At 44.3% G+C, this 23,689-nt stretch carries 24 protein-coding genes; 4 read left to right on the forward strand and 20 right to left on the reverse strand.

The window, feature by feature from the left end:
* Positions 1–112: 112 nt before the first annotated feature.
* The 13 genes from lpxA to rpsB form a co-directional block, all read right to left on the reverse strand.
* Entirely contained in the window at positions 113–901 is a 789-nt protein-coding gene (gene lpxA / locus AAGA51_RS11830; protein ID WP_042480107.1) for an acyl-ACP--UDP-N-acetylglucosamine O-acyltransferase, read from the reverse strand.
* A gap of 1 nt (position 902) precedes the next feature.
* On the reverse strand, positions 903–1,334 hold the full coding sequence (gene fabZ / locus AAGA51_RS11835; RefSeq protein ID WP_174435408.1) for a 3-hydroxyacyl-ACP dehydratase FabZ: 432 nt from the start codon (positions 1,332–1,334) through the stop codon (positions 903–905).
* Between the two features lie 390 nt (positions 1,335–1,724).
* Positions 1,725–2,759 carry a UDP-3-O-(3-hydroxymyristoyl)glucosamine N-acyltransferase gene (gene lpxD / locus AAGA51_RS11840; RefSeq protein WP_042480113.1) on the reverse strand — a complete coding sequence of 345 codons (1,035 nt, stop codon included), beginning with the start codon at positions 2,757–2,759 and terminating at the stop codon, positions 1,725–1,727.
* A gap of 29 nt (positions 2,760–2,788) precedes the next feature.
* Entirely contained in the window at positions 2,789–3,298 is a 510-nt protein-coding gene (locus AAGA51_RS11845) for an OmpH family outer membrane protein (protein ID WP_042480118.1), read from the reverse strand.
* Positions 3,299–3,312: 14 nt separating this feature from the next.
* Positions 3,313–5,727: an outer membrane protein assembly factor BamA gene (bamA, locus tag AAGA51_RS11850; protein ID WP_042480122.1), complete on the reverse strand. Its 2,415-nt coding sequence runs from the start codon at positions 5,725–5,727 to the stop codon at positions 3,313–3,315.
* Between the two features lie 48 nt (positions 5,728–5,775).
* Entirely contained in the window at positions 5,776–7,134 is a 1,359-nt protein-coding gene (gene rseP / locus AAGA51_RS11855) for a sigma E protease regulator RseP (RefSeq protein WP_042480125.1), read from the reverse strand.
* Entirely contained in the window at positions 7,131–8,339 is a 1,209-nt protein-coding gene (gene ispC / locus AAGA51_RS11860) for a 1-deoxy-D-xylulose-5-phosphate reductoisomerase (protein ID WP_042480751.1), read from the reverse strand. The genes rseP and ispC overlap by 4 nt, the downstream gene beginning before the upstream one ends.
* Positions 8,340–8,390: 51 nt before the next feature.
* Positions 8,391–9,233 (reverse strand): phosphatidate cytidylyltransferase, encoded by an 843-nt coding sequence (locus tag AAGA51_RS11865; protein ID WP_042480128.1) that lies wholly within the window; start codon positions 9,231–9,233, stop codon positions 8,391–8,393.
* 16 nt (positions 9,234–9,249) lie between these two features.
* Positions 9,250–10,002: a polyprenyl diphosphate synthase gene (gene uppS / locus AAGA51_RS11870; RefSeq protein WP_042480131.1), complete on the reverse strand. Its 753-nt coding sequence runs from the start codon at positions 10,000–10,002 to the stop codon at positions 9,250–9,252.
* A gap of 94 nt (positions 10,003–10,096) precedes the next feature.
* The gene (gene frr / locus AAGA51_RS11875) at positions 10,097–10,654 is read right to left on the reverse strand and encodes a ribosome recycling factor (protein WP_042480133.1); all 558 of its coding nucleotides are present in this window, start codon (positions 10,652–10,654) and stop codon (positions 10,097–10,099) included.
* Between the two features lie 42 nt (positions 10,655–10,696).
* Positions 10,697–11,422 carry a UMP kinase gene (gene pyrH / locus AAGA51_RS11880; RefSeq protein ID WP_042480135.1) on the reverse strand — a complete coding sequence of 242 codons (726 nt, stop codon included), beginning with the start codon at positions 11,420–11,422 and terminating at the stop codon, positions 10,697–10,699.
* A 201-nt stretch (positions 11,423–11,623) separates the two neighbouring features.
* Positions 11,624–12,466 carry a translation elongation factor Ts gene (gene tsf, locus AAGA51_RS11885; RefSeq protein ID WP_042480138.1) on the reverse strand — a complete coding sequence of 281 codons (843 nt, stop codon included), beginning with the start codon at positions 12,464–12,466 and terminating at the stop codon, positions 11,624–11,626.
* 131 nt (positions 12,467–12,597) lie between these two features.
* The gene (gene rpsB, locus AAGA51_RS11890; RefSeq protein ID WP_042480140.1) at positions 12,598–13,326 is read right to left on the reverse strand and encodes a 30S ribosomal protein S2; all 729 of its coding nucleotides are present in this window, start codon (positions 13,324–13,326) and stop codon (positions 12,598–12,600) included.
* Positions 13,327–13,442: 116 nt separating this feature from the next.
* Between rpsB and AAGA51_RS11895 the strand changes: the two genes are divergently transcribed.
* The 4 genes from AAGA51_RS11895 (at position 13,443) to AAGA51_RS11910 (ending at position 17,876) form a co-directional block, all read left to right on the forward strand.
* Positions 13,443–13,679, forward strand: a complete 237-nt coding sequence (locus AAGA51_RS11895; protein WP_156101997.1) for a hypothetical protein — start codon at positions 13,443–13,445, stop codon at positions 13,677–13,679.
* 49 nt (positions 13,680–13,728) lie between these two features.
* Positions 13,729–14,571 (forward strand): type I methionyl aminopeptidase, encoded by an 843-nt coding sequence (gene map / locus AAGA51_RS11900; protein ID WP_042480143.1) that lies wholly within the window; start codon positions 13,729–13,731, stop codon positions 14,569–14,571.
* A 138-nt stretch (positions 14,572–14,709) separates the two neighbouring features.
* Positions 14,710–17,334: a bifunctional uridylyltransferase/uridylyl-removing protein GlnD gene (gene glnD / locus AAGA51_RS11905; protein WP_042480754.1), complete on the forward strand. Its 2,625-nt coding sequence runs from the start codon at positions 14,710–14,712 to the stop codon at positions 17,332–17,334.
* A gap of 161 nt (positions 17,335–17,495) precedes the next feature.
* Positions 17,496–17,876, forward strand: a complete 381-nt coding sequence (locus AAGA51_RS11910) for a DUF3461 family protein (protein WP_042480145.1) — start codon at positions 17,496–17,498, stop codon at positions 17,874–17,876.
* A gap of 127 nt (positions 17,877–18,003) precedes the next feature.
* On the opposite strand, the gene pgpA is transcribed toward AAGA51_RS11910, so the two are convergent.
* The 7 genes from pgpA to ribD all read right to left on the reverse strand — a co-directional run bounded on the left by pgpA (position 18,004) and on the right by ribD (position 23,679).
* On the reverse strand, positions 18,004–18,510 hold the full coding sequence (gene pgpA / locus AAGA51_RS11915) for a phosphatidylglycerophosphatase A (RefSeq protein ID WP_042480147.1): 507 nt from the start codon (positions 18,508–18,510) through the stop codon (positions 18,004–18,006).
* A 9-nt stretch (positions 18,511–18,519) separates the two neighbouring features.
* A complete protein-coding gene (thiL, locus tag AAGA51_RS11920) occupies positions 18,520–19,494 on the reverse strand; it encodes a thiamine-phosphate kinase (protein WP_042480150.1) in 975 nt (324 codons plus the stop codon).
* Positions 19,495–19,582: 88 nt separating this feature from the next.
* The gene (gene nusB, locus AAGA51_RS11925; RefSeq protein ID WP_042480152.1) at positions 19,583–20,053 is read right to left on the reverse strand and encodes a transcription antitermination factor NusB; all 471 of its coding nucleotides are present in this window, start codon (positions 20,051–20,053) and stop codon (positions 19,583–19,585) included.
* Complete coding sequence (ribH, locus tag AAGA51_RS11930) at positions 20,053–20,523, reverse strand: 6,7-dimethyl-8-ribityllumazine synthase (protein WP_042480155.1); 471 nt, start codon at positions 20,521–20,523, stop codon at positions 20,053–20,055. The genes nusB and ribH overlap by 1 nt, the downstream gene beginning before the upstream one ends.
* 195 nt (positions 20,524–20,718) lie before the next feature.
* Positions 20,719–21,828 (reverse strand): bifunctional 3,4-dihydroxy-2-butanone-4-phosphate synthase/GTP cyclohydrolase II, encoded by a 1,110-nt coding sequence (ribBA, locus tag AAGA51_RS11935; RefSeq protein WP_042480159.1) that lies wholly within the window; start codon positions 21,826–21,828, stop codon positions 20,719–20,721.
* Positions 21,829–21,896: 68 nt separating this feature from the next.
* Positions 21,897–22,553 (reverse strand): riboflavin synthase, encoded by a 657-nt coding sequence (locus AAGA51_RS11940; protein ID WP_042480161.1) that lies wholly within the window; start codon positions 22,551–22,553, stop codon positions 21,897–21,899.
* 4 nt (positions 22,554–22,557) lie between these two features.
* Positions 22,558–23,679 carry a bifunctional diaminohydroxyphosphoribosylaminopyrimidine deaminase/5-amino-6-(5-phosphoribosylamino)uracil reductase RibD gene (gene ribD, locus AAGA51_RS11945; protein WP_042480163.1) on the reverse strand — a complete coding sequence of 374 codons (1,122 nt, stop codon included), beginning with the start codon at positions 23,677–23,679 and terminating at the stop codon, positions 22,558–22,560.
* Between the last annotated feature and the right edge of the window lie 10 nt (positions 23,680–23,689).

Genomic DNA, 23,689 nt, shown 5'->3' on the forward strand with positions numbered 1-23,689 from the left:
CTTAAATTATGGAAGAATGTGAGCATAGCAAATGAATATCGCTAGCCTTAAAACACAAAAAGACCGCAGCATTTAAGCTGCGATCTTTTCCAATCGTCAGTTCAATCGCAAATTAACGAATGATGCCACGTTCCGTCGTTTCCAAAATGGAAATGAAACGTTCTACAGCAGGCCACTCTTGCGCAATCTCTTTCAACACTGGCAACACTTCTGCTTGCGTTTTGCCTGAGCGGTAGATCTCTTTGTACGCTTTTTGAATGGCGCGAATCTCCGATTTTTCAAAACCGTTACGTTTTAAACCTACTAGGTTCAAGCCGAAAGGCGTTGCGTGGTTACCCTGTGCAAGTACGTATGCAGGCACGTCTTGAACAACCGCTGAACAGCCACCGACGTAAGCATAAGCACCAACACTACAGAATGGGTGAATGGCAGATAGCGCCATTACGCCAGCGTAGTCTTCGACTGTTACATGGCCGCCCAAAATAGCGTTGTTACCAATATGCGTATGGTTACCAACAACCACATCGTGTGCGATATGCGCGTTAACACAAAGCAGGTTGTCATTACCTACTATAGTGGTCGCTTTGTCTTGCACTGTACCACGATGAATTTGCACCGCTTCGCGGATCACATTGCGATCGCCGATAACGACCGTAGTATCTTCACCGCCGTACTTCTTGTCTTGGTTTTCTTCGCCAATAACAGCATGAGGAAAAATACGGTTTTCTTTGCCGATGACCGTATTACCTTTGATAACAACGTGCGACATTACTTCTGTGTTGTCGCCAATTTTCACGCCAGAAGTGATGTAAGTAAAAGGTCCAACAGTTACGTTTGCACCAATCACCGCACCTTCTTCTACCACTGCGCTTGGATGAATTTTTGCTGATTCGTGAATCATTTTAAAACTCTCTACGTGCACATTTTAGTTCAGCAGAACATACAACTTCACCGTCTACTTTCGCGACACCATTAAACAGTGCGATACCACGACGTTCTTTCAAGAATTCTACTTCGATAATCAGTTGGTCACCCGGAACAACTGGCTTGCGGAATTTTGCATTATCGATACTTGCGAAGTAGTAAAGTTCATTTTCTTTCGATGAGCCAAAAGACTTAAACGCTAGCAAACCCGTAGCTTGAGCCATAGCTTCAAGAATAAGTACGCCAGGGAAAATCGGTAGCTGCGGGAAATGACCTGTAAACTGAGGTTCATTTACTGAAACGTTTTTAAGGCCAACCAGATATTTGCCTTCTTCGTAATCTGTTACGCGATCAATCAACAAAAACGGATAGCGATGAGGAAGTAGCTCCTGAATTTCGGTGATATTCATCGTTTTCTTTTCAGTCGTCAAAGTCATATTCCTATTCATTAAATTTTCAAAAAATCTTTTCGGCATTATATACTCAAGTGACTTCAAGATGCTTGTTCTGCGAGAATTTATTCGCTCTTAGGCAAGGCACTGATTTGAATACATAGCCATTCTACGTAGAAAAGCAGTAACGCAGCATAAGAGCGAATAAAACTCGCCCTTCGGGAGCTCATCAACGAGCCCATTTCTGCGCTAAATAACGTTGAAAGGGAACACCATTCCTACCGTTATTTATCTTGAACTGAGCTCGTTGATGAAGCTCTGAATCCTGTATCTTGAGGTCACTTGAGTATAGAAGAAAAAGACTCGCACTTTGCGAGCCTTATCGACAAAGGTCTGTAAAATATGCCATTAAGCGTCGTTTTTTTGCGCTAATTGCTTTTCAACTTCTTTAAGACGCTTGTTCATCTCATCAATACGATGAACACGAGTTGCAGTCTTACGCCACTCTTTGTTTGGCTGTAAAGGAATACCTGACGAGTACATGCCTTTTTCTTCGATGCTGCGCATTACCATGCCCATACCCGTGATGGTGACACCATCAGCAATAGTAATGTGGCCGTTAATAACACTTGCACCACCAATAATGCAGTACTTACCAATGTGAGTGCTTCCGGCAACAACTGTACCACCAGCCATGGCTGTACCATATCCGATGTGCACGTTGTGAGCGATTTGAATCTGGTTATCGATGATCACGTTATCTTCGATCACGGTATCGTCTAGAGCACCACGGTCGATCGTGGTACATGCACCAATTTCAACACGGTTACCAATTCGTACAGAACCAATTTGAGGGATCTTAACCCATTCGCCACGCTCATTCGCATAACCAAAACCATCAGAACCAATCACTGTGCTTGATTGAATCAAGCAGTCTGAACCGATTTCAACGCTATGGTAAACACTGACATTCGCCCAAAGTTTGGTGTTGTTGCCCAATTTGGCATTTTTGCCAATAAAGCAGCCAGCACCAATCACCACGTTGTCACCCAACTCAACACCTGACTCGACCACAGCATTGGCACCGATAGAAACGTTAGTACCCATAACTACGTCTGCAGCGACAACGGCACTTGCAGCCACACCATTTTCAGCCGGTGCAGGCGTCAAATCTAACGCTTGAGCTACCTTAGCGAAGGCAACGTAAGGGTCAGCAACAACCAACACATTCGACGAACACAGCGCTCGCTCTGACTCTTTCACCATCAACACTGTTGCTTTTGATTCAGCTAAGTGTTTGCTGTATTTAGGATTCGACAAAAAGGTCACATCACCTTCTTGTGCGCTGTCCATTGGTGCAACACGATGAACAACAGCATTGCTATCACCGTGTAACTCACCGCCAGTAATTGCTGCTAATTCAGCTAAAGTCAGTGTTTTCATGTTTAAATGCTTTTGTCTATAAGAGCTAGTTATTTGATTGATTTAATTACTTTTTCTGAAATATTGAACTCAGGCTTTCCGTATTGCATAGCGCTGATATCAATGATCATATCGTAACCTTCTTTCTCTGCTACTTTCTTCACAGCTTCCTGAATCACGTGGAATAGCTTTTGCTTTTCTTCCGCTTCACGTTGAGCAGACGCTTTGTCCAGTGCTTGAGCTTTGATTTTATAAGTGCTGTCCAACTGACCAATTTCGATACGCAGTTTTTCAACTTCATCTTGGCTCATCAGAGAAGAGTCACGCTTCAGTTTTTCAATTTTGGTTTTAGCTTGCGCTTGAATGCTTTGAAGCTCTGCTGCTTTGTCTTCAAACTCAGCTTTCATTTTTTGCAGCACAACTTCACGTTGTGGCAGTGCTTGGAATACTTGCGCAGTATTGATGTAACCGACTTTTTGCGCTGCTTCAGCTGCATTTGCGAACATTGATGAGCTAAGAACAAGAAGACTAACACCAGCAGCTTTCATCATATTTTTCAAAATACTTTCCTCTATTAGAACGTTTTACCGATGGTGAATGTGAAGAACTCTTCATCATCCCCTTCGTAAATTTTTATCGGCTTAGCCAACGAGAACACCAGTGGGCCCATCGGTGACATCCATTGTAATGCAACACCGTAAGATGAACGATAATTGGTTGGATCTGAGTAATCATAGTAGTACTCGTTACCATAATCTGCGCCGCCATCACGGTAGTCAAACTCAGTATCCCAGACACTTGCCATATCGAAGAAAATACTGGTGCGAATTTGGCTACGCGCTTCATCCGATGCAAATGGCGTTGGAACGATTAACTCGATACTACCTAATGCGATCGCGTTACCACCAACAGATTCATCAGAGGCAATATCCGAACCATTATTGGAGCTCGAATAATCACGATAAACGGCTTTCGGGCCAGCGGAGTTTGACCCAAAACCTCTTAAACTGGTGAAACCACCCGCATAGAAGTTTTCATAGAATGGATACAAGTTGTCGTTACCATCCGTCTGACCATAACCATTACCATAACCCAATCGACCGCGAAGCAACAACGCAAACTCATGTTTCTTGGTTAATGGGAAATATTGGCGAACATCATACTGCAGTTTAAAGAACTGTGCGTCAGAGCCAGGTACGGTCATTTTATAAAAAGCACGTTGATAGTTACCCGCGGTTGGGAAATAACCTTTATTCAGGTTATTACGCGTCCATGATAGGTTGATATCAAAGTCATTTGTTACCAAGCTGCCATCGCTATCGACATTACTTGCCTGTGCAATCAGGAAGCGCTCAACCTGCAAGTAAGGAGACAAGTTACCGAGCTTATTATGGGTGTAGCCGATACCAAACTCAAAGCGGTTTAGTTCATCGAACGGGAAACCCCAAGTCAGGTTGGTACCGTAACTTTCATTGGTATAGTCAACAATACCCGCTTCCGACGCTTCAAACTGGTTGTAAAAAACTTTACCACCCAAGCTCACACCATCGAGGTTCCAGTATGGGTCGCGGTACTCTAATGTGACGTTCTTTTGGTAATCGTTGGTCATTGCGCTGATACCAACGCGGTTACCCGTACCTAGGAAGTTGTCTTGTTGCAGACCGACTTGGAAACTCACACCCGATTCAGTACCGTAACCAATACCAAAGTTTACGCTACCAGAGTTGGCTTCTTTAACGTTATAAACAAGGTCAACTTGGTCTTCGCTGCCCGGAACTCGAACGGTTTGTACATCTACAGTTTCGAAGAAACCTAAACGGCTCAAACGCGCTTTACCCGTATCTATCGCTTTCGAACTTAACCAACTGCCTTCCATTTGACGCATTTCACGACGAAGTACTTCGTCACGAGTCGCATTGTTACCAACAAAGCGAATGTCGCGTACATAAATACGCTTGCCAGCTTCTACGTTGACAACTAGGGAGACTTCTTTGGTTTCGTCATTAAACTCTGGAATCGTACGAACTTGAGGATATGCATACCCCGCCTCACCAAGAACACGTTTTACGCCCTCTTCAAGCTGAGTAACGGCAGAGCCGTTATAGGTTTCGCCATCTTCAAACGGAATCAGGGCATTGAACTCATCTTCTTTGCCGATAAGTTCACCACGGAATTTTACGCCCTTGACCGTATAAGGTTCACCTTCAGTCAAGTTCAACGTGATATAGACACCTTTCTTATCTGGAGAGATAGAAACATTGGTCGATTCAACCTGAAACTTTAAGTAACCGCGATCAAGATAGTAGGAACGAAGAGCCTCAATATCACCTGCTAAAACCTGCTTCTGATACTTATCATCAGAAAGGAAGTTCCACCATGCGACATCCACATTGAGGTTAAAACGAGACAAAAGCTCTTCGTCAGAAAAGACTTCGTTACCGATAAAGTTGATCTGTTGAATTTTTGCAGACACACCTTCGGTAAAAACAAACTTCAAATCAGCGCGATTACGCGGCAACGGTGTAACAACAGCCTGAACGGTCGCGTTGTACTTACCAACACTGTAGTAAAAGTCTTCAAGACCTTTTTCAATGTTGCTTAACGTTGTGCGATCTAATGCTTCACCCACACGAATACCTGAAGCATCGAGGTTTTGTTGAAGCTGCTCTTCTTTGATTGCCTTGTTACCAGAGAAAGAGACCGTTGCTATCGTCGGGCGTTCTTTCACCTCAACAACCAGCACATCACCGTCCCTTAGAACTTTAACATCCTCAAAGTTACCAGATGCGTATAACGCTTTGATAATCCCTGCAACATCTTGAGAGTCGACAGAATCACCGATACGAACTGGCATTTTCAACAAAGCTGCACCAAGTGCCACACGTTGCAATCCGTTGATCTGAATGTCCTGTACAACAAAATTTTCGGCACTGTTCGCCGACACGCTGGTTGCGAGCAGTGTCGCGAAAAGGATCTTTTTCATTGCCATATGTATTTGAATTATTCCTTACTACAGCTTTTGCCTAATGCTAATCAATCACAGGCGAGTAAAATCGTTAAATAATGCCACGGCCATTAAGGAGAAAATAATTGCCCCACCAATTCGATAGCCCATTTCTTGTACTTTTTCTGGTACCGGGCGACGGGTAATTCCCTCAATAGCAAAAAATAATAGGTGTCCGCCATCTAACATCGGTAGTGGCACCAAATTTATAATCCCTAAATTCACACTAATCAGTGCTAAGAAGCCCAAGAAGTAAACCAAGCCGTAATCGGCTGTCGTTCCTGCGCCTTTGGCAATCGAAATTGGGCCGCTTAGGTTATTCAGACCAACATCACCAACAATAAGTTTCTTCAACATATTGACGGTTAAACCAATAACTTGCCCTGTTTTTTCGACCGCTTTACCAACCGATTCAAATACACCATATTGGAGATCAAAGCGATAATTTTCAGGCCATTCTGCGACTTCAGGTGCGATACCAGCAAAGCCAATCACTTTCCCTTGAGCAACATTCTTTGCCTGAGGAGTTAAAACCAGAGATAACTCTTCACCTTGTCGTTCAACTTTCAATTGAAGTGGCTTGTCAGGGCTGTTTTGGATAGCCGTTACAACCTGCTGCCAGTCATTGATAGCATTACCATCAATGTGCGTCAGAACATCACCAACCTCAAGACCAGCAAGCTGACCTGCCCCCCCTTCGGATACACTCTGTAAAGACATATAGATTTCAGGGGTATAAGGTTTAAAGCCTAAGGCCTCCATAGCAGACTCTGATTCTGGATCAAAGTTCCATTCTGACAGGTCTAAAGTTTTAATTTCGTCGAATCCAACACCTTCCTGAGATGTTACAGACATTACCAATTGCTTATCACCGATATGGTCGATCAAGCCCATGTTGACCGATTCCCAATTCAGTGTTTCGACACCCGCAACGGATTTAATTTGCATACCAGACTCAAGACCAGCTTGAGCTGAAATGGAATGAGGAACAACTTCGCCAATAACAGGCTTAACTGATGGGACCCCGACGAGGAAAACCAGCCAGTAGGCAAAAATCGCAAAGAAAAAGTTAAATGCTGGACCGGCAGCAACGATAGCAGAACGTTTCCAAAGTGGCTTTTTATCAAATGCATAGCACTGCTGATCAGCAGGCACGTCGTCCACACGCCCATCAAGCATTTTAACGAAGCCACCCAGTGGTATCATTGAGATGCTGTATTCCGTACCATCTTTGCCGATTTTGCTCCAGATGGATTTACCGAAACCAATAGAAAATTTTTCGACTTTGACGCCACACTTTCTGGCAACCCAGAAGTGTCCAAATTCATGCACCGCGACTAATATGCCAAGGGCAACGATAAAGGAGACAAAGTTCCACAAAATGCCACTCATAATATACGCTCTTTAAGTGCTTGGTTAGCTAGCTTGCGAGCCATTGTATCTAGCTCTAGTAAGCTTTCCAAGTCGTAGGAATGTAGCTGGTTATTAGAGCCACATGCTTGTGCCAACACACGTTCATTAATCACTGCAATATCGGTAAAGCGGATTTGCCCTTTCAGGAACGCCTCCACTGCTATCTCATTTGCCGCATTTAATGATGTTGTTGCATGTTGTCCTTCATAACAAGCATCAATAGCCAATTTCAAACAAGGGTATCGTTGATAATCCACGTCCATAAATGTCAGCTCACTTAAACGAGTGAAGTCCAGAGGTTTTACACTCGCACTAACTCGATGTGGATAAGCCATAGTGTACGCGATTGGCGTTGCCATGTCTGGTTCACCCATCTGTGCTATCACGGAACCATCTTTAAACTGCACCATGGAATGAATTACCGACTGAGGGTGAATCAACACTTTAAGCTGCTCTCTTGAAGCGTTAAACAACCATTTAGCTTCAATATACTCCAAACCTTTATTCATCATGGTTGCAGAATCAACGGAAATCTTAGGCCCCATAGACCAGTTTGGATGAGCAATCGCCTGCTCAGGAGTAACACTTGCTAACGTGCTGACATCACTATAGCGAAATGGACCACCGGAGCCTGTCAGCAAAATGTGAGACACCCCATTTGAAGTGAGATCACAGCGACCTAGCTGAGACTGCACCTCTCTAGGTAGACACTGGAAGATAGCATTATGTTCACTATCGACAGGTAAAAGTTCAGCACCATATTGTTCAACAGCATCAATAAACAACTGGCCGGACATAACAAGCGCTTCTTTGTTGGCAAGTAACACTCGTTTACCTGCTTTAACTGCTGCCATAGTAGGCACTAAGCCCGCAGCACCAACGATAGCAGCCATGACTGTATCAACGTCATCCATGGAGGCAACATGACACATAGCATCAATGCCATATGACACTTCAGTGCGAAGATTAAGCCCAGACAACTGTAAGGAAAGTTCTTGAGCAGCTTTAGCCGTCGCCATCACAGCATATTGTGGCTTCCAAATCAGGCATAGCTCACGCATTTTTTCTACGTTAACACCTGCCGCCAAAGCAACAATTTTGAATTGTTCTGGATTTTCTTTAACTACTTTAAGTGTGCTAGCACCAATAGAGCCTGTTGCACCAAGAATCGTTAACTTACGCATAGCAAAACCGTTGTTAATAATAGGAATAGGCAAGACGCGCTTGCCTATCTGTTAAAGCATGAAGTAAAGAAAAGCGAAAACAGGGAAAGCAGCTGTCAGGCTGTCTATACGATCAAGTATACCGCCATGCCCTGGAATAATATTGCTACTGTCCTTGATACCGGAAACTCGTTTGAACATACTCTCAACCAGATCACCAAGCACAGAAATAACCACCGTTACTAAGATGGTGAATAGCATGACAGGCACAGATGTGAATTGAATGCTAAACAAATCGGCAAATATCCAACCCACCAACATTGCCGCAATAACACCACCTACTAAGCCTTCCATCGTTTTGTTTGGGCTAACAGCGGGCGCCATTTTGTGCTTACCGAAGCTTTTCCCAGCGAAATACGCTCCGCTATCTGCAGACCATACGATAAAGCAAACAAACAGGACTAGACGTGCACCGTGATACGAATCAACAGCAATATTTTCTGCTCGAAGGAAAATTACACTCCAGAAAAACGGAATCAGTGTAAGAAGGCCAAATAGGTGGCGCAGAATATTGGAATTTTCCCACCATGGGCGAGATTTAGGATAACTAATAGCTAGAAAGCTAGAGAATACCCACCATAAACTACCCACGATAAGTAACAAAAAATGAGAATCACTGAGAGAATGGAACCAAGCATCATCTGGGACTAACCAAAAGTAACTTCCTACCCCTGCGATAACTGCGGGGACTAATGCAAGGTAACGAGATGAAGCATTTACAAACTGTGTCCATTCCCATGAACCAATAAAAGTCACCGTTGCCAATGCAACCATGAACCAAGGAAGGGAGAGATAAAAAATGGCTAAAACCACCAAAGGTGCAAGTATGAGCGCTGTAATTATTCTTTGCTTCAAACTTTAAAATCCTATTTTATTTTTCCATCAATGCCTTGATTTGTTCACCAGTGCAGCCAAAACGACGCTCACGATTAACAAACCAAGTCACTGCTTCAACCAAACTTTCCTCACCAAATTCTGGCCAGTAAGTTGGCGTGAAATACAGCTCAGCATAAGCCAGCTGCCACAGCATAAAGTTACTGATGCGACATTCACCGCCAGTACGAATCATTAAATCAACTTCAGGAATATCTGACATGGTCAAATGTGCACGGATGGTTTCCTCAGTAATATCAGAAGCAACCAACTCACCTTGCGCAACCTTTTCCGCAATGCTTCGGGTTGCTTGAGTAATATCCCATTGACCACCATAATTTGCCGCGATATTGATCAACATGCCTGTATTATCTTTCGTCAGCTCTTCTGCCTGAGCAATTTTATTTTGCAAGCGCTCACTAAAACGACTCTTATCACCGATAACACGCAGACGTAATTGATTTTTATGCAGTTTCTTAACTTCAGTCGTCAGAACCGTCATAAACAACTCCATTAGCACACCCACTTCTTCTTCAGGGCGACGCCAATTCTCACTACTAAATGCGAATAAGGTGACAGCTTGGATTCCTAAACGTGCGGCAGTAGAGATTGTTTTACGAACGGATGCCACACCATTCTTGTGTCCGAAAACACGAGGTTTACCCTGCTCTTTTGCCCAACGGCCATTGCCATCCATAATGATTGCAATATGTTGTGGTAAAGCTTCTGGAGAGAGTTGTGAATTTTGCATAAGGAAGTTTTGACGATAAAAAGATGGTGAAGAGTAGCATAGTTAAACGCTGTGCTGCGAGCACAGCGTTTATATCATTGAAAGTTATGAGAGATTAAACTTCCATGAGTTCTTTTTCTTTTACTGCAAGAACTTCATCGATTTTCTTCACAGCTAGGTCTGTCAGTTTTTGGATTTCGTCTTGTGCTTTACGATCTTCATCTTCAGAAATTTCTTTATCTTTTAGAAGACCTTTAAGGTCGCTGTTTGCATCACGACGGATGTTACGTACAGCAACACGAGCACCTTCAGCTTCGCCACGTACAATCTTAACTAGGTCACGACGACGCTCTTCCGTTAGCGGAGGAAGTGGAACGCGGATAACAGTACCCGCTGACATCGGGTTCAGGCCAAGATCTGACATCATGATCGCTTTTTCAACTTTTGGCGTTAGCTCTTTGTCGAAAACAGTAATAGCAAGCGTACGAGCGTCTTCAGCTACAACGTTTGCAACTTGACTTAGAGGCGTTGGTGCACCGTAGTACTCCACAGAGATACCAGAAAGTAGGCTTGGGTGCGCACGACCAGTACGTACTTTAGAAAGGGTGTTTTTTAATGCTTCAACACTTTTGTCCATACGCTCTTGAGCGTCTTTTTTAATCTCATTAATCACAATTTCACCTTAATTCTTGTTTCATCTAGAGAGTGATTATACTTAGGCGCTGATTAGCGTACCTTCCGCTTCACCCATAACCACGCGGCGTAGAGCGCCAGGTTTGTTCATATTGAATACGCGGATCGGCATGCCGTGATCACGAGCCAATGTAAATGCCGCTAAATCCATTACTTTCAATTCTTTCTCAAGAACGTCGTTGTAAGAAAGTTTATCATACAACTGAGCATCTGGGTTAGCTACAGGGTCAGCCGAGAACACTCCATCAACTTTCGTTGCTTTTAGAACGATATCCGCTTCAATTTCAATACCGCGCAAACACGCAGCTGAATCAGTGGTGAAGAATGGGTTACCAGTACCTGCCGAGAAAATCACAACACGACCGCCACGTAGCTGGCTGATAGCATCTGCCCAGTTGTAATCGTCACACACACCATTCAATGGAATTGCAGACATTACACGAGCATTCACATACGCACGGTGAAGTGCATCACGCATTGCCAAACCATTCATCACTGTCGCTAGCATCCCCATGTGGTCACCCACAACACGGTTCATGCCTGCTTTCGCCAGACCAGCGCCACGGAATAAGTTACCGCCACCGATAACAACGCCCACTTGGACACCAAGCTCCACCAGTTCTTTCACTTCTTGAGCCATACGATCTAGAACGGCTGGATCAATACCAAAACCTTCTTCACCTTGAAGCGCTTCACCGCTAAGTTTTAACAGAATACGTTGATATACTGGTTTAGGGTTCGTTGTCATGGACTTTACCTTCCAAAGAGAGTTGTTGATTAACAGTCATGAATAGGCTTACTCAAGTAAGCACATTCATCACGGTTAAGCTGCTGGCTGAACTATATAACTTCGTGAGTTATACAAATGAGCGAGCTAAACATTCACCAGCTTATTCGTGAAAAGACCGCAGCCTTGGCTACGGTCTTTTTATAAGCAATTCGCTAAGGATTAACCTTTTTGAGCCAATGCTACTTCTTCAGCAAAGCTTAGGCCTTCAGCTTTCTCGATACCTTCACCAACTTCTAGGCGAACGAAAGTAGAAACAGCAGCGCCACGCTCTTTAAGGATTTCACCAACAGATTTCTTAGGTTCCATTACGAATGGTTGACCAGTTAGAGAAACTTCGCCAGTGAATTTCTTCATGCGGCCTTCAACCATTTTCTCTGCGATTTCTTTTGGCTTGCCTTCGTTCATAGCGATTTCAACTTGAACTTCACGCTCTTTAGCAACTACGTCTGCTGGTACGTCTTCAGGGTTAACGTACTCTGGACGAGAAGCAGCTACGTGCATAGCAACGTGTTTTAGAGTTTCAGCGTCGCCTTCACCAGCAACAACAACACCGATCTTCTCACCGTGACGGTAAGTAGCTAGTGCAGCACCCTCAACGTATTGTACGCGACGGATGTTTACGTTTTCGCCGATTTTAGCTACTAGAGCAACGCGAGTTTCTTCGAATTTAGCTTGTAGTTCTTCAACAGAAGCTTTAGACGCTAGTGCATCTTCAGCAACTTGGTTTACGAACGCAGTAAAGTTAGCATCTTTTGCAACGAAGTCTGTTTGACAGTTAACTTCAAGAAGAACAGCTACACCGTTTGCTTCTTTGATTGCGATAGTACCTTCAGCAGCTACGTTACCTGCTTTTTTAGCAGCTTTAGCAGCGCCAGACTTACGCATGTTTTCAATTGCTAGCTCGATGTCACCGTTTGTTTCAACAAGCGCTTTTTTACATTCCATCATACCTGCGCCAGTACGTTCGCGCAGTTCTTTTACTAGAGCAGCAGTAACAGCCATTCTCTATTCCTCAGTTAAATTCTGGATAAGGTAAAAATTGAGGGCCTACATTATCGGCCCCCAATACTAACTATAACCTAGCATATGTTTCAGTTTTTGACTCATACGCTAAGTGAGACTCGGAGCCGCTATTATTCAGCTTCTACGAAACCGTCTTTTTCAGCAACTACAGCTACGTCTTTGTTACGGCCTTCATTTACTGATTCAGCCGCTGCGTTTAGGTATAGTTGAACTGCACGGATTGCGTCGTCGTTACCAGGGATAACGTAGTCAACGCCGTCTGGGTTAGAGTTAGTATCAACAACCGCGAATACTGGAATACCTAGGTTGTTTGCTTCTTTAACTGCGATGTGCTCGTGATCAGCGTCGATTACGAATAGAGCGTCTGGTAGACCGCCCATGTCTTTGATACCACCAAGAGATTTCTCTAGCTTCTCCATTTCACGAGTACGCATTAGAGCTTCTTTCTTAGTTAGCTTGTCGAAAGTACCGTCTGTAGACTGTGCTTCAAGATCTTTTAGACGCTTGATTGATTGACGAACAGTTTTCCAGTTAGTTAGCATACCACCTAACCAACGGTTGTTTACGTAGTATTGGTTGCTTGCAAGAGCAGCTTCTTTAACAGCTTCAGATGCAGCGCGCTTAGTACCTACGAAAAGAACTTTACCTTTTTTCTCGCCAACTTTAACTAGCTCAGCTAGAGCTTCGTTGAACATTGGTACAGTTTTTTCAAGGTTGATGATGTGAACGCGGTTACGAGCACCGAAAATGAATGGCTTCATTTTTGGGTTCCAGTAACGAGTTTGGTGACCGAAGTGAACACCAGCTTTCAGCATGTCGCGCATTGATACAGTTGCCATTATAAAATCCTCTATGGGGTTAGGCCTCCACATCCCCCATGCATCCGACTCCTAAGCTAATACTTGGAGCACCCCGGAACACGTGTCGGAATGTGTGTGATTTAAGATAAAAGTTAATGGAACAAAATCTGATTCGCCTATATAGAAGAAAACAGACCCTGATTCCGGCGCGCTTTATACCATATTTTTCACCTTTATGGCTAGAAAAAAATGCCTCTCGCTTGTCAGCGACTAACGCTCACTCTGGTGAAAATCCATCAATAAATGCTCAACGCTTAGAAGTCATTATAGGCGATCATAACAATTCTTATTTGAGTGTTTTCTTGCGCTTCCACTTTCCACTGATACAATAACGCGATTAGCACACACCAAGTGCAAACACGAATATATAGAGTAAAGCCGATGTCTGTAAAAATTAAGAATGCTGAAGAAATAGAAAAAATGCGCGTTGCTGGTCGCTTAGCCGCAGAAGTTCTAGAAATGATTGAACCTTATGTAAAAGCAGGTGTGACCACTGAAGAGCTAGATCAAATCTGCCATAAACACATCACCGAAGTTCAAGGCGCAATCCCAGCACCTCTCAATTACCACGGCTACCCTAAGTCAATCTGTACATCGATCAACCACATTGTGTGTCATGGTATTCCTGCAACTCAAGATACCACTTTCGGTCAATTGGTTCGCCCTGCGGTACTAAAAGACGGTGACATCATCAATATCGATATCACTGTTATCAAAGATGGTTACCACGGCGACACGTCGAAAATGTTTTTAGTGGGTGATGTATCTCCTGCGGACAAGCGCCTATGTATGGTTGCACAAGAAAGCCTGTACTTATCACTGAAGAAAGTGAAGCCGGGTATTCAACTTGGTGAAATCGGTACAACTATCGAGAAGTACATCAAAACGAACAATAAGAACAACCCTAGCACTAAGTTTTCTATTGTTCGTGACTATTGTGGTCACGGCATTGGTGCTGAGTTCCACGAAGAGCCGCAAGTGGTTCACTACAAGAACAGTGATCGCACCATCCTTCGTGAAGGCATGACATTTACCATCGAACCAATGATTAACGCTGGTAAGTTCGGTTGTCGCTTAGATGATGAAGATGATTGGACTGTTTACACAGCAGACGGCAAGAAATCTGCTCAATGGGAGCACACGATTTTAGTCACTGCTGACGGTTGTGAAATTCTGACCTTACGTGAAGAAGAATCACTCCCTCGCTTCCTCGTTAATGCTTAAGCGAAATTAAAATTGAATACCGATAAAAATATCCCTGCTCTCAGGGATATTTTTTTATCTGTTCGTATCTGTTAGATTCATTTCAACACGTACTTATTTGTTATCTCAATAAGAGATACCAGCATGGATGCTTTGACTATGCCTTTTCAGTCTCCTTTAACTTTTTCTGATGAACAACTGACCATCGGTGAGTTAAAACAACAGCTTGAACATTTTGCCCAGTATCAAAAGCAAGAATTTTTGAATCACCACCCAGTGGCTGATCTTGTTTTAGGACGTTCAGAGTATATGGATTTACTCCTGCATCGTTTATGGCAACATTTCGGGTTTATTGACAACCCTGAGCTTAGCTTAGTAGCGGTAGGCGGCTACGGACGAGGGGAACTTCATCCACTTTCTGACATCGATATTTTGATCATCTCGAACAAAAAAATCGCTGAAGAGACAGAACGTAAAGTCAGCGAATTTATTACTCTGCTTTGGGATTTACGCTTAGAAGTGGGACACGCGGTTCGCACTGTTGATGAATGCTCAGAGATAGGCCGATCTGACTTGACGGTCGCAACCAACTTACAAGAAGCACGACTATTAGCAGGCAGTGAAGATACCTTCCACCGCTTGAAAATGCTGATTCATTCAGAATCTTTCTGGCCAAGCGAAACCTTCTACAAAGCGAAGATTCAAGAACAGCGTGAACGTCATGCACGTTATCACGATACCACCTACAACCTTGAACCAGACATCAAGTCGACGCCAGGTGGCCTACGTGACATTCATACTCTAAGCTGGGTTGCCCGCCGCCACTTTGGCGCGACCTCCCTTTATGAGATGAGCCGCTACGGATTTTTAACCGATGCGGAATATAGAGAGCTGGTTGAGTGCCAAGACTTTTTGTGGCGAGTGCGCTTTGCCCTTCACATGGAACTCAAACGCTACGACAACCGCCTGACATTTGGCTTGCAGGCACAAGTTGCAGAACATTTGGGCTTTACTGGTGAAGGCAACCGAGCGGTTGAGATGATGATGAAAGAGTTCTACCGCACGGTTCGCCGAGTTGCAGAACTCAACAAAATGCTGCTAAAGCTGTTTGATCAAGCCATTTTGAACAATGGTGAAGAGTGTGAACCCGTCATCCTCGATGAAGATTTCCAACGTCGCGGTAGCTTGATCGAAGCCAGAAAGCCTGCTCTGTTTCAAGCAAGGCCAGAAACAATTTTGGACATGTTTCTCCATATCGCTAACGACTCAACCATTGATGGTGTGGCTCCGGCAACCATGCGCCAGTTACGCACTGCTCGCCGCCGATTGAACAAGTTCTTGCATACCATCCCTGAAGCACGCGAAAAGTTTATGGAACTTGTGCGTCATCCGAATGCGTTGCACAGAGCATTCAGCTTAATGCACAAACTGGGCGTTCTAGCCGCTTATCTGCCGCAATGGAGCCAAATAGTTGGTCAGATGCAATTCGACCTGTTCCATGCTTATACCGTTGATGAGCATAGTATTCGACTTCTCAAACACATCAATACCTTTGGCGATCCAGCGAATCATGACAGACACCCAATCTGTTGCGAAATCTATCCTAAATTGCAGAAAAAAGAGCTATTAATTCTTGCGGCTATTTTCCATGATATCGGTAAAGGACGAGGTGGGGATCACTCAGAGATCGGCGCGGGGGAAGCCTATGATTTCTGTATCGAACATGGGTTGTCAAAGCCAGAGGCCAAACTTGTCTCTTGGTTAGTACTCAATCACCTTTTGATGTCTGTGACTGCACAACGCCGAGATATTTACGATCCTGAAGTCATCATCGAATTTGCGAAAAAAGTCCGTGACGAAGAATACTTGGAATATTTAGTTTGCCTGACGGTTGCAGATATCTGTGCAACCAACCCAGAACTGTGGAATAGCTGGAAAAGAACTCTGCTTGCAGAGCTTTTCTATTCAACTCAACGCGCACTGCGTCGTGGATTAGAAAACCCTGTAGATGTACGTGACCGTATTCGCCACAACCAACAGCTTGCTTCCGCTTTGTTACGTAAAGAAGGCTTTAGCAGCAGAGAAATTGAGTTACTCTGGCAAAGATTCAAAGCGGACTATTTCCTGCGTCATACTCACAAACAAATTGCATGGCACTGTACTCATTTACTTCGCCACAAAGATCCAACGCAACCATTAGTGATATTGAGTAAACGTGCGCCTCGCGGCGGTACAGAGATCTTTGTCTACACCAAAGACCAACCTTCCCTCTTTGCCAAAGTGGTTGGTGAGTTGGACAGACGCAACCTTAACGTCCATGACGCACAGATCATGACAAGCAAAGATGGCTATGTGCTCGATACCTTCATGGTACTAGATCAGAATGGATCCGTGATTGAAGAAGCTCGTCATCAGGCTCTCAGTAAGCACATCGTTAACGTGCTAAAAAGCGAAAGCGCTCTCGAACTGAAAACACGTCGACTGCCTCGCCAACTGAAGCATTTTACAGTAAAAACCACGATCGACTTTTTGCCGACCCGAAGTAAAAAGCGCACGCTTATGGAATTCGTCGCTCTTGATACTCCGGGGCTATTAGCCACTGTCGGTGCTACCTTTTCCGAACTGAATTTGGATCTGCACGCTGCGAAAATCACTACAATGGGCGAACGCGCAGAAGACTTATTCATCTTAACCAGTCCACAAGGCAACAAATTAAGTGAAGAAGAAGAAGCTCTGTTACGAGAAAGATTAATCGAGAACGTCTCAGAGCTAGCACCAGATTGAAACTGTGATAAATAGCGATCTTGTCCACAACTTGATCTATTTAAGCAAAATCAGCTATCTAACACACTTCGAGGCTGCTACATTTACCTCAGGGTCTGTCTAAATTTCAAACTACTCAGACCCTATAAAATTGATGTAAAACACAAACCTAGAGGTCGCTTATGTTTCCACACCTCAATGGCTTAGGAATTCATGATCCTAGCCAGATAGAACGCTACTCTTTACGCCAAGAGGCGCAAAAAGATGTGTTAAAAATCTACTTTAAGAAGCAAAAAGGCGAATTATTCGCCAAAAGTGTAAAATTCAAATACCCAAGGCAGAAAAAAAGCGTTTTGGTTGACAGTGGAAGTCATCAATATAAAGAGGTCACAGAAATCAACCGCAACTTAACGTTGATTATTGATGAGCTCAATAAAATAACCCGACATGAGACACCAGAAGAAATCGATGTTAAACAGAAGATATTGAAAGATCTTCGCCACTTGGAAAAAGTGGTCGCAAGCAAGATAGCGGAAATCGAAGCAGACCTCGAAAAACTGTAAACTCAACGGTTATAAACAGAAAAGGTTCCCATTGGGAACCTTAATTTTTCTATGATTACTGCAAAAGCTGGAATCTAATAGTCATGCGCTGTTCGTAGATTTTTGCCTTCGCAAGAATGCCGAGAGACTAGACCATCCACCCCGCCCAATAGCCAATCAGTCCAAGACTAACAGCGGACATCACACCCGCCACTAAATCATCAATCATGATGCCTAGCCCGCCATGAACACGTTTGTCTAGCCAACCTATTGGCCAAGGTTTTACCATGTCGAAAAAGCGGAACAAGACAAAGCCGGTTACAAGCCATTTCCAATCGAAAACGGGCAGATTAAACATAGGCACCACCAGCATAGTGATCCAAAAACCTGCGAATTCATCCCAGACAATCGAGCCATGATCATGCACTTTCATGTCATCGGAAGTAATTTGGCAAATTTTAATCCCTACGATACTGGCGACAACCAGAACTGATACGTACAACCATAAAGGCAACTGCACAAGTAACAAGTATAACGGTACTGAAGCCAGTGTTCCCACCGTACCAGGAACAATTGGAGACAAACCGCTTCCAAAACCGGTAGCCAGCAAATGCCAAGGATTACTTAATGAGATGAGTGATTTAGGATTCGTCATACTTCTACCTTATACATCAGCCTTGAAATGATCGTATCCTTCCAGTGACCAATTCAGCTTTTTACCTTTGTTGTGCAGTTCAAATGTGCCATGAGGTCGAATTTGACCGATACAGGTCACCTTGGTGCCCGTATGCGCAAGCACACTTTCAAGCGAACCTTTATTCTGTTCTGGCACAGTAAAACATAACTCGTACTCTTCGCCACTGGTTAAAGCACATTTTTGAGCGTCAGAGATATCACCAAGGAATTGAATGAGTTCTTTGGAGATAGGCAACAGGCTGGTATCAATAGAAGCACCGACTTGTGAGCGATTCAAAATATGTTTTAAGTCTGCAATAAGACCATCAGAAATATCAATCGCGGACGAAGCGACGTTCAATAGAGCTTGCCCCGCCAAGACTCTCGGGTGAGAGATATAATGGCGCTTTTCCAACTCCAAAGCGAAAGGTTCATGCCTTTTTTCAGAATCAAGCACAACACTTAACCCAGCCTGACTGTCACCCAGTTCACCTGTGACATAAATCCAGTCACCAACTTTAGCGCCCGAACGAGTTAAAGCTCGGTTATCCGGTACAAATCCTTGCACTGTCAAACTAATGCTGAGAGGGCCTTTAGTTGTATCTCCACCTATAAGCTGGATATTGTAGTAATTCGCGAGTTCGAAAAACGCGTCACAAAATGGCTTCAGCCAAGCTTCATCAATAGAAGGTAAAGTTAACGCCATTGAGACCCAAGCAGGCGTAGCCCCCATTGCGGCTAAATCACTGATGTTTGAGGCTAATGCCTTATGAGCCACCCAAGCAGGATTAGCATCCGCTAAGAAGTGAGTGCCCGCTACTAAGGTATCCGTACTGATAGCAATACGTACACCTTCCGGCGCTTTCACAATAGCACAGTCGTCCCCAAGCGCGAGATGGACATCTTTACGCTGAGTTTGACGAGCAGAAAAATATTTATCGATTAGGTTAAATTCACCAAACATTCGGTCATTCCAATCCTGTCGAATAGACATTTGATATTCACGATATAAAAAAGGTCAGCAATTGCTGACCTTTATATGCTAAATCGAATTACGATTTTTTACGTACGTGCGGCGCTGCTTTATCAAGCACACCGTTAACAAACTTATGGCTATCTTCTGCTGCGAATACTTTCGCTAGCTCAATCGCTTCGTTGATAACGACTTTGTAAGGTACATCATCACGACGAGTCATCTCGTACATTGCAAGACGGAGCAATGCTAGCTCCATCATATCTAGGTCTTGCATTGGGCGAGACACAAAAGGTCTTAGCTTGCTATCTAGTTCCATGTGGTTAAGCACGACACCCGCTAAAAGGTCGCGGAAATAAACAACGTCAGTTTCTGGCGCAGCTAGTGCTGGTTCAGATGCGTGATGCTCTTCTTCATCATACTTACCATTTGATAAAAATTGCTCTTCAATTGTTGCAACATTATCTTTAGTAATTTGCCACGAATAAATAGCTTGTAGCGCAAATTGACGTGCATTACGACGTGCGGCTGGTTTCACACTGGCCCCCATTAGGAATCAATTTCAGAAAGAACGTTAATCATCTCAAGTGCGCTTAGTGCAGCTTCTGCACCTTTATTACCAGCCTTGGTTCCTGCGCGTTCAATAGCTTGATCGATTGTATCAACAGTTAGTACACCAAATGCCACTGGAATGCTGAATTCCATAGACACTTGTGCCAAACCTTTATTCATTTCACTACAAACATAGTCAAAGTGTGGTGTACCACCACGGATCACTGAGCCTAGAGAAACGATAGCGTCAAATTTACCTGTTTTTGCAACACGTTGCGCAGTAAGTGGCAGTTCAACTGCACCTGGGCAGCGAACCACAGTGATGTTATCGTCGCTCACCTGACCGTGACGCTTCAAAGTGTCGATGGCACCAGACAATAGACTTTCGTTAATAAAACTGTTGAAACGAGAAATCACAATCGCTACTTTTGCATTGGGTGCTGGGAAACCACCTTCTATCACTTTCATAAGCTTTCCTTTAACTCTGGTTCATCAAGTGAGAATCGCCGGATTCTAGCATAAGTTTGTGAGCTATATCTAATGGAAATTGGCTCGCGTAGTTATGAATAACCGACATTCAATCACTTGAATTAAAAATAAAGATGAAATTTAACCCGCAATAGAAATCTATTACGGGTTAATTTTAGCGCCTAGCTTTTTGGATTATTCGCAAACGTACTCAACAACGTTCAGACCAAAGCCACCTAGTGCGTGATACTTTTTGTTTGGTGAAGAGAGCAAACGCATATCACGAACCCCCAAGTCAGCTAGAATTTGCGAGCCCACTCCTACACGGCGTGACGTACCCTGCTTCTTAGCCATTGCTGGCGCATCACCACTGTCTTGCTGCTCAAACATTTTGATGCGGTGAACCAAAAGATCACTCGACTCTTCGTTGCCCAGAATGACCAGTACACCACCTTCTTCAGCTATACGTTTCATCGCACTTTGTAGAGTCCAACTGCGATCAGAGCTTCTGTTGCTGTGAAGAATGTCTGTAAACATGTCTTGTAGATGAACACGAACTAATGGCGCTTTTTCCGTTAAATCGCCTTTTTGCATCGCAAAGTGAACTTGGTTATCGATGATGTCGCGGTAAGTAACCAATTCAAAATCACCATATTCTGTTGGCAGTTTGCACTTAGCTACGCGTTCAATCGTCGTTTCTGTGTTATTGCGATGTTCAATCAGTGCAGCGATTGTGCCGAGTTTAATACCGTGCTTCTCTGCAAAAATTTCTAGGTCAGGGCGACGAGCCATGCTGCCGTCATCGTTAAGAATTTCCACAATCACAGACGCAGGTTCTAATCCAGCAAGACGCGCCAAATCGCAACCCGCTTCAGTGTGACCTGCACGAACTAAAACACCACCATCTTGAGCTGTCAGCGGGAAAATATGCCCCGGCTGCACAAGATCAGACGCTTTAGCGTCTTTTGCCACAGCCGCTTGAACGGTGCGAGCGCGGTCTGCTGCAGAAATACCCGTAGTTACACCTTCTGCCGCTTCAATTGATACAGTGAAAGCGGTGCTGTACTGAGCATTGTTGTCTTGCACCATTGGTGGCAAGCCTAACTTTTCACAGCGCTCTTTGGTCATAGTCAGACAGATCAAACCACGGCCATGTGTCGCCATAAAGTTAATAACTTCTGGCGTAATGTGTTCCGCAGCAACGATTAAATCGCCTTCGTTCTCACGGTCTTCGTCATCCATCAGGATAACCATTTTACCAAGGCGGATATCTTCAATAATTTCTTGTGGCGTGCTGATTGGCATTATTCTTATCCTATTGTTAGCCGCTTACGCGACTTCCGTTAAGTCAATCGGGTTAAAGTAGAACAGAGTTAAGCAAAACCGTTCTGTTGCAGAAATTCCATCGTCAATCGAGATTCAGGTTGTTTTGCCTGCTCTCTTCCTTGCAGTAAACGCTCTAGATAACGCGCTAATACGTCCACTTCCAAATTCACTTTTCGTCCGACTTGGAACGAATCGATCGTGGTTTCCTGAGTGGTGTGAGGAACGATGGTCAGTTTAAATGCGTTCTTACGCAAATCATTGACGGTCAGACTAATACCATCAACGGTAATTGAGCCTTTCTCTGCAACGTATTTATTCAGTTCTTCAGGTAATTCAACCCAGAATTCGATAGCTCGGCCTACGATGTTGCGCTCGACGATCTCGCCAACCCCATCAACGTGACCCGATACAATATGTCCACCAAAGCGAGTGGTTGGCAGCATGGCTTTTTCCAAGTTCACCTTGTCGCCCGCTTTGTAATCGGCAAAGCCCGACTTTTTCAGTGTTTCCAGCGATAAGTCAGCGCTGTAACTCGTGTCATTAAAGTCCACGACAGTTAAACACACACCGTTAGTCGCAATACTGTCACCCAACTTAACATCAGACATATCCAGTTTGCCGACATTGACAGTGATGGTGACGTCTTCGCCTTTTGGTGTGATTGCGGTAAGTTGGCCGACCGCTTCGACAATTCCAGTAAACATATGATTAATCTTTTCTTTTGGATTCTATTGGCTTAGGAACGGCGACAAGTCGAACGTCCGAGCCCACCAGCCGGCAATCTTTAATATCAAGTTCCAGCACTTGCTGCATATCCGTTAAGCCAAACGCGCCGAATAAACCGCGACCGTCACTACCCATAATTTTAGGTGCCAGATACAAAACAAGCTCGTCAACCAATTGCTCTTCAAGCAAAGATTTTGCAAGCGTCGATCCAGCCTCTACCCAAATATGGTTGATATTGTGCGTCTTGGCTAATGTCGCGAATGTTTGGCGCAAATCTAGCTGACCTGATTGGTTCACTTCAACGATGACTTCAGCATTTTCATTACTGACTCGCAATACAGGAGAGTGAGAAGCATACAGTGCTAGCTGCGGATGTAATTTATTCTGCCTGTCCAAAATGACGCGAGCGGGTTGACGCAATTCGGCTTCGGGATAGTGCTCTTTTACGCTTTCTGGCAGCTCATTCCAACGCACGGTTAATGATGCATTATCATCAATAACCGTTTGGCTAGTAGACAGTATTGCGCCTGCTTGTGCTCGATAATTCTGAACGTTTTGGCGAGCCTGTTTTGATGTGATCCACTGACTCTTGCCGTTAGCAAGCGCGGTTTGACCATCGATACTGGCTGCCATTTTCAGTTGGACAAACGGCATGCCTGTTTGCATACGCTTGATGAATGCAGGGTTCAACGCTTTCGCATCACCTTCAAGCAAACCGACTTCTACCTCAATGCCGGCATCGCGTAGCATTTGAATACCGCGACCAGAAACTTGAGGATTAGGATCTTGCATCGCACATATAACTTTAGAGACGCCAGCATTAATCAGGCCTTCAGCACATGGAGGTGTGCGTCCGTAATGAGAACACGGTTCTAAAGTGACATAAGCGGTCGCACCACGAGAGGATTCACCAGCCATACGCAAGGCATGAACTTCGGCATGAGGTTCACCTGCGCGGTAATGGAAACCTTCACCAACGATGGATTCGCCTTGGGTGATCACACAACCGACATTAGGGTTGGGAGCAGTGGTAAAGCGACCTTTTTGAGCGAGCTTAATCGCTCGCGTCATCATTTGGTGATCAAAAGGGGTAAACTTCGGCATCATCTATTCT

Source organism: Vibrio diazotrophicus, assembly GCF_038452265.1.
GTDB lineage: Bacteria > Pseudomonadota > Gammaproteobacteria > Enterobacterales > Vibrionaceae > Vibrio > Vibrio diazotrophicus.